We start from the raw sequence: 6,920 nt of genomic DNA, 5'->3' as shown, positions 1-6,920 counted from the left end.
TCGGGGTGGCAGGGGGGTGTTTATCAGTGCGGATGAGCAGGCCAAGGCCAAGGGCGACGTCCTCAGCATGGACCCGGCTACCGCCCAGATCGAAGGTGCCAAGCGCCAGATGGCCGAGTGGCAACACATCGCCCAGGCCCATCACAGCCGCACGCCTGACCTCGACGGTTTGCAGCAACTCCAGGCCGACGCAAAAGACCTCAAGGCCGCGGCCATCCTGCTCAGCGCTCCCCAGGGCATCGGCGCCGTCACCCCGGCCAGCCTGCTGCTCAAGAGCGGCGACGCGCTCTACCTGCAAAGCCACGACGACATCAACCTCGCCGCCGCCAAGCGCCTGTCGGCCCACGCCAACCAGGCCATTTCGCTGCTCGCCCAACAGGAAGGCCTGCGCCTCGTCTCGGGCAAAGGCCCGCTGGAAATCGAATCCCATGGCGACGTGCTGGCCATGAAAGCCCAGCAGGACATCAGCGTGCAGTCGGTGCAAGGGCACGTGCAAGTGACGGCCAAGAACGGCATCACCCTGGCCTGTGGCGGTGGGTTCATCCGGATCAACTCGAGCGGCGCGATCGACATTCATAGCCCCGGCAAGCTGAACCTCAAGGGGCAGCATGTCTGGGAGCTGCCGGCCGGGCAGAGTTTTGCGTTGCCGGAGTTACCGCAGTCGGTGTGTGAGGACTGCCTCAAGGTGGCTCGCGAAAACGCTGTTGGAATTCTTCCGCGCGAAAATTAAGAAAAGGAGTACATGCCCATGGCAACGCCAAGCGAATGGCAAAAACAGATTGAACACATCTGTATGACTTCGGACATACCGCGAGTGGACCTCCTGCTGGATCAGTCTGACTGGGGCCATTGCGCCATCCCGGCCCTGAAGCAAATAAGGCCAGAGATTCCATGGCACTCGTTGTTCAGCGGTACGCCGGAGGAAAACCTGCTGGAGCAGGCACCGCTATTGATTCGGTTGGATCTGGCGCATTGGCAACATCGCGCCTGGCTGGAACAACTCATGACTCACTGTGCAACCGATGCACGGTTGCTGGTCGCGATCTCGCCATTGCCCTTCGATGCGCTCAGCCACGCCCTGCAAGCCCTGTCCCAAATGAAGTGGGGCGGGCAACCCGGCTTGTTGCGGTTCTACGACCCGCGAATCTTCCCTCTGCTGATCTCCTCCATCTTGAGCGACGAGCAACGTATTCAGTACCTGCTGCCCGTCAGTTATTGGACTTGGCTGGACCGGGATGACCAGCCGCAATGGCGACGGGGCGCCGGTCAGGCGCGGGGCAACATCGACATGCCGCCCTTCGTCGAACTGAGCGATGAGCAATGCGACCTGATCGGCTGCATCTCCGATGCGCAGCAGATGTTGAACAGTGGCCAATTTGACCATCTTGAGGACAGTAAGGAAGAGCGTTTCGCCTTGTTATATCGACTGGCGGTGCAGGCTGGCAAAGAGAATTACTTCGGAAATCTCAATGAGTACGTGAAGGGAACTGCGCCTGTTAATTCTTAAGAGCGGCTCGGCGTTGAAAGCGAAAGATAGTGCCGCGTAACAGATCGCATAGAAGGAACCGTGCGGACGAGACGGTTCTGCGTTTGAAATGTAAATGAAAAGGACTTTGCCATGAGGCAGTTGATGTTCTGTAAGTCGATGGCGCGAGGTTCTTATGCCTTGCTGGGGTTGATGTTGTCTGGCTGCTCTTCCGCGGAAAATGAAATGGCGGGAGGGAATTTGGCGGCCGTCAATCATACTTTGAATGCAATTAATTGGTTTTCGGTCAATGGTTATAGAGCACACGGCGGAGGGGGAAGTTCGTGTTGCATCATTTTGCCGATCAAATGGCGTCCCGGTCTGATGGCTCATATCGAATGGGAAGTCGACCCTAATCGTTTTGCAAAAATAAAGCGAAAGACCACAGGATTTGGTTTCGATGAGGAGGCCTGGGCTGCGCACAAGGCTAAATTCCAACGTCATAGCGCCACGGTGGAAATTCCGGAGTGGTCAGGAACGGACTCCTGCGGCTTAAAGGTCCATTTTTTAGTTTGTAATCAAATCAAGGTCACTACTTCTTGCTGGGGATACGGCTCACCGAACAATCCAATTAAAGAGCCAAAACAAATGAGAGAGCCAGCCGTATGTCCGGGATAAAAAAACAACCAAGAAGTGCACAAAGGGCAGGGTTGTCGATGTTAAGGAAATGGATGCAGTGGGTACTCTACGCCTTGTTGGGATTGATGCTGAATGGTTGCTCTTCTGCGGAAAATGAAATGGCGGGAGGGAATTTGGCGGCCGTCAATCATACTTTGAATGCAATTATTTGGTTTTCGGTCAATGGTTATAGGGCTCACGGTGGTGGAGGGAGTTCATGTTGCATTGTTTTGCCGATCAAATGGCGTAGCGGTCTGAAGGCCGATATCGAATGGGAGGTGGATCCTGACCCTTTTGCGGATGCACCGTCCTTAGGGACCGATGAATTTCGATCTTTTATGGTAGAGCATAAAGCTAACTATCGACGGCATAGCGCTACGGTCGAAATACCTGAATGGTCAGGAACAGATTCCTGTGGTTTGAAAGTTCATTTCCTTGTTTGCAATCAAATCAAGGTCACTACTTCTTGTTGGGGGTACGGTTCACCTCACAACCCTATTAAAGAACCCTTAGAAATGAAGGAGCCCGCTGTATGTCCGTAATGAAAGCTAATAATTCGAAAGCTAAGGTTTGGGCACCACCGATTTTTCCAGTCGATGGGCGGCTACCCCCAGACGTGCGAAAGGTGACAGAGAACTACAATAAGCAGCTTGAGGAGAAGAATCTATTTCGTCAAACGTTCAACGCCCGAGGGCAAAAGCGGCATTCTGCATGCTGCCACAGTTTGCATATCAGTCTATTTTTCGATGGGACGAACAACAACGAGGACAACGATACGAAGAAAGAACATCCCAGTAATATTGCCAAGCTATTTCACGCGTCGCTTCAAGGCCCAAAGGCGATGGAACGCGGCTATTTTTCTTCCTATATGCCCGGTGTCGGTACCCCCTTTCCAGAAATTGGCGAACTGGATTACAGCGAGAACGGATTGCAATTTGCCACGGGCGGAGAAGACCGAATCAATTGGGCTTTGGTGCAAGTCGCAAGTGCATTGTCTTTTGCGTTGGATCACAAGAAGGAAATCGACCGAGTCGTCGCCAAGGCCAAGGTCGAGTCCATGAGCACGTCCAAAGGCCCCATGATGAGCATCTTCGGCGCCGGTCGACGACGCCAAGTCATGAAAGGTTTGCTGGAACCGTTGAGAGTCCATGTCTCCAGAGCCAGGCCTGAAGTGCTGGGCGTCAAGCTCTTCGTCTATGGCTTTTCCCGCGGCGCGGCGGAAGCGCGCACTTTCGTGAGTTGGCTGAGCCAGCTGTTCGACACGCCGGACGGGGCCGAAAACCCGGAACAGACACTGCTGGGGCTGCCGGTGAGCATCGAGTTCCTCGGCCTGCTGGACACCGTGGCGTCGGTGGGTATCGCCCATGTCACGCCGTTTTTTGCCGGACACATGGACTGGGCCGATGACACCCAGCTGTTGCCGGATGCGAAGACGTTTCCCGAGTTCATCAAATGCTGCCGGCACTTTGTCGCGGCGTTCGAACAACGTGCCTGTTTTCCACTGGACTCGGTCCGTAACGAGGATGGCACTTACCCGCCCAATACCTATGAAGTGGTGTACCCCGGTGTGCACTCCGACGTGGGCGGTGGCTACCCGAAAAACGATCAGGGCAAGGCGCGTGGCGGTACGAATGAGCTGGTTTCGCAGATCGTCCTGCACGATCTGTATGCCGCAGCCTTCGCTGCCGGAGCGCCATTAAAGGTACCGGAGACAGTATTGCCGGACAGCCTGAAAAGTCAGAAAAATTGGCGGGTCCTGGGGCTGGACGTGACAGAAGAATTCGACATAAGCCCTCTAGTCATCGAACGCTTCAACGCCTGGCACCACCAAACCCTGCACACCGTCCCACCCGAAGATCAGAACAGCAGCCCCCCCACCGACGGCTACCACCCTCTGCTCCTCACCACCACCGTCGAAGACACCCTGGCCGATCAATTGGGCTGGATCACCGGCTGGCGCATTGGCCGTTTTGCCAACGACCTCGAAAAGGTCGAAGGCCGCTATCAATACAACGACAGCTACAAGCATCAACCTTTCTTCACCGAGGCCAACGAAGCCACCGCCTACGATACGGCCGAACAGCGTCGTAAATATGAAGACCAGAAACGGGCCGCACTGGAAAACCGCCAGAAAGCACCCGCAGCAGCAATGAACCATCCCGGCCCGCCGATCTACGAGCCGCAGATCGATCAGACCCAGCTCAGCCAGGCTGCCACCGAGTTCAAGCACGACTACCTGGACATCGGTCGCGAGCAGACCAGTTGGAAGGGCTCCGTCCTGGACGTGGTCCTGCGCGACACAATGTACCTGCTCAACGAGAATGATGAGGTGCGGGACCATGCGAGCATCAAGGCGGCGGGCGAGTTGCGCAAGGAGCAGCTGTTCCTGGACAGGTTCGGTTTGCCCAGCCGGAAGCCGGGCCTGGCGCTGCTGGTGGCGTTGTTCGATGACCACATCCACGATTCGCGGGCCTGGTTCATGCACGACAAGTTGGCGTCCCGGGAGCTGTGGGCCGGTTACTTTTTCTATCGCATGACCTATTTCGGCAACGAGAACAGCCGTGCCCTGTCCCCGGTGGTGGTGGCCGGGCGGATGCTGGGCGTGGCGGTGCTGGCGGGCGCCACGGTGTATGGCATCAAGCGCAGCGGCACGCTGGGCGCGGTGGGTGGGCTGGCGGCCGGCATGGGCGCGGCGACCATTGGTTATCAGGTGATCGACAAGGTCAGCGGTGCGGTGGTGCCGTTCCTGCCGGGGGCGGAAAAGATCCTGCAGCCGACGCGCCATATCGGCGAAGTGGTGATCGAGCAGAAGAAACAGATCGCCTTGGACGACCATCTGCGGCGCCTCGAGCGGACCGACGAAATACTGCGGCTGGCCGGCGTTCTGGTGGAGTTTGATGGGGAGGTCGCCTCATGATGCCCTTGATACGTAGAGGCGACCCCCTGCGTCCCTTCGGCGGCGAAGTGCTCGAAGGCCGTTTCCTGGCCTTCGGCCAACCGCTGTCCTGCGCGGGGGACAAGGTCCGCTGCGACTTGCATGGCGAGAATCGCATCGCCCAGGGCGCGACAGGTTTCAGCTTCAACGGGCAGTTGTTGGCCTTGGACGGGTACCGCTGTGAGTGCGGTTGTACGTTGGTCAGCACGCTGCCGCTGTCGTCCATATCGGTGAAGCCATGAACCGCCCGCCGCGCTATCCGTCGTTCGCCGAGCCATGCGAACCGCGCTGGGGCCGTTGGTGGCTGGCGTTGCCGTTGCTGTGGGGAATGCAGTCGGCAGTCCTGTTGGCGCTCTGGCCCGCAGACCGGCCACGTTTGGAGTTGTGGCTGTGGAGCGCCGTGTTGCCCTTGGGCTGGGGACTGGCATTGGCGCTGCGGGTGTTGCCGTGGCAGATCGGCTTGTTCAGCCGCGACGTATTTCGCCGCACCCAGGACGATGACACTCGACGCTGGTGGCGTTGGCGAAGCCTGGCGTTGCCGGTGGAGGAGGTGCTGTTGTTGGGGCCGACTGGGGACGATCAAACACACTTTCAGAACCTGATGAACGACACGCCCCTGCCGACGCCCACGGCTGCGTCGTCATTGAATTGCCCGGTGGTCCTCGGTCAGTCCGCCGAGCGTGCTCCGGCGCTGGCGCAACACTTGGCCCGGTTGGTACTGGAACTGGCCACGGTGTCGGAGCGCTGGCCGAGGCTGCGAGCGATTGCCTGGGCGGGCGGCGAGAGCGATTTGGCTGCCTTCGGGAAGATGCTGGGCAGCCAAGCTAACGAGCTGCCCAAAGTGCGCTTGCCGTTGCAGGACCTGGCGGACTTGGACGAACTGATCGACATCTTCAACCAAGAATGCCGTCACGCAGACGACTGGCTGCTGTGCGCCGGCGTGGTGTCGGCGCAGAGCGGCGAAGCGGCCGCGCCCCCCGGCGAAGGCGGTTTTTTGTGGGTGGTGAGTCGACAGGGACGGCAGCTACTGCATCGGAGTGAATACCTGTCCGGCGAGACTCATGAACCGGCCGCAGAACTCTGCTCACAAATACAGCGTTACGCCGGGCTGAAAGCACCGCCGCCGACTTGTCTGGCCATGGACCAGGCCAGCCAGGAGGCGTTCTTGGCCGGCGGTTGGTCGGCGCTCGAACATCAACTGGCGGGACAATGGGGCGCCTTGGCGCATCTGGCGCCGTTTATCGGCATGTCGTTGGCGTTGTTGCAAGCAAAGGAGGCCGGACAGCCCTGTGGCTGGCTGAGCCAGGATGCGGACAAGCGATTGACAATAGGAGTGGCACAACCTCATGGCAACGGATAAACACGAGCGCAAGGGCTCATGGATAGGGCTGGGATCGGGCTACCTGTTTTTCATCACCTTCGTGGTGATGCTCGGCTGCCTGTTGTATCGCTTGGGTGGTGAATACCTCGGCTGGCCGGCGGTGGATTTACAACAATTGGGGACATGGGGATTGGGCGCATGGTTAGCGCTCGTTTTGTTCTGCCCATCGATTTTGTTGGCCTGGGAACAGTTGGCGGTACGCCAGGCGCAACGGTCCACGCTGGGGGGCAATGGCGACGTCGCTACATCCCGGTTGAATCCGCCGCCTGATTTGAAAGACGACGAAGAGAAACTGGCCAGGCTCCGCGAAACCCTCCGCCACCAATATGGCCCCCTCTGGCGCCACAAAGTCCGCCTCCTGCTCATCGTCGGCGAACCCACCGAGATCACCGCCATCGCCCCGCAGCTGGCGGATAAGAAGTGGCTCGAAGGCCAGCGCACCGTGCTGTTGTGGGGCGGCA

General features: G+C 58.5%; 7 protein-coding genes and 1 pseudogene. All 8 read left to right on the top strand.

The window, feature by feature from the left end; genetic code table 11:
• The coding region (locus tag OC610_RS17865; RefSeq protein WP_264429468.1) for a DUF2345 domain-containing protein at window positions 1-730 on the top strand (730 nt) is incomplete at its 5' end.
• Window positions 731-742: 12 nt separating this feature from the next.
• Window positions 743-1,507, top strand: a complete 765-nt coding sequence (locus OC610_RS17860) for a DUF4123 domain-containing protein (RefSeq protein ID WP_332880477.1) — start codon at window positions 743-745, stop codon at window positions 1,505-1,507.
• A 111-nt stretch (window positions 1,508-1,618) separates the two neighbouring features.
• Entirely contained in the window at window positions 1,619-2,143 is a 525-nt protein-coding gene (locus tag OC610_RS17855) for a DUF3304 domain-containing protein (protein ID WP_408636608.1), read from the top strand.
• Between the two features lie 38 nt (window positions 2,144-2,181).
• On the top strand, window positions 2,182-2,685 hold the full coding sequence (locus OC610_RS17850; RefSeq protein WP_264429473.1) for a DUF3304 domain-containing protein: 504 nt from the start codon (window positions 2,182-2,184) through the stop codon (window positions 2,683-2,685).
• Window positions 2,676-5,060, top strand: coding sequence for a T6SS phospholipase effector Tle1-like catalytic domain-containing protein (locus OC610_RS17845; RefSeq protein ID WP_264429466.1), 2,385 nt, complete (start codon window positions 2,676-2,678; stop codon window positions 5,058-5,060). The genes OC610_RS17850 and OC610_RS17845 overlap by 10 nt, the downstream gene beginning before the upstream one ends.
• On the top strand, window positions 5,057-5,320 hold the full coding sequence (locus tag OC610_RS17840) for a PAAR domain-containing protein (RefSeq protein WP_030138678.1): 264 nt from the start codon (window positions 5,057-5,059) through the stop codon (window positions 5,318-5,320). Before OC610_RS17845 ends, OC610_RS17840 begins: the two co-directional genes overlap by 4 nt.
• Before the next feature lie 140 nt (window positions 5,321-5,460).
• A complete protein-coding gene (locus OC610_RS17835; RefSeq protein WP_264429470.1) occupies window positions 5,461-6,438 on the top strand; it encodes a hypothetical protein in 978 nt (325 codons plus the stop codon).
• Window positions 6,425-6,920 (top strand): annotated as a pseudogene (locus tag OC610_RS17830) (hypothetical protein); the annotation flags it as partial. The gene OC610_RS17835 and the pseudogene OC610_RS17830, both read left to right, overlap by 14 nt.

Source organism: Pseudomonas agronomica (assembly GCF_025917275.1).
GTDB lineage: Bacteria > Pseudomonadota > Gammaproteobacteria > Pseudomonadales > Pseudomonadaceae > Aquipseudomonas > Aquipseudomonas agronomica.
Note: the sequence above shows the minus strand (reverse complement) of the source record. Positions and strands in the feature narration are given on the sequence as shown.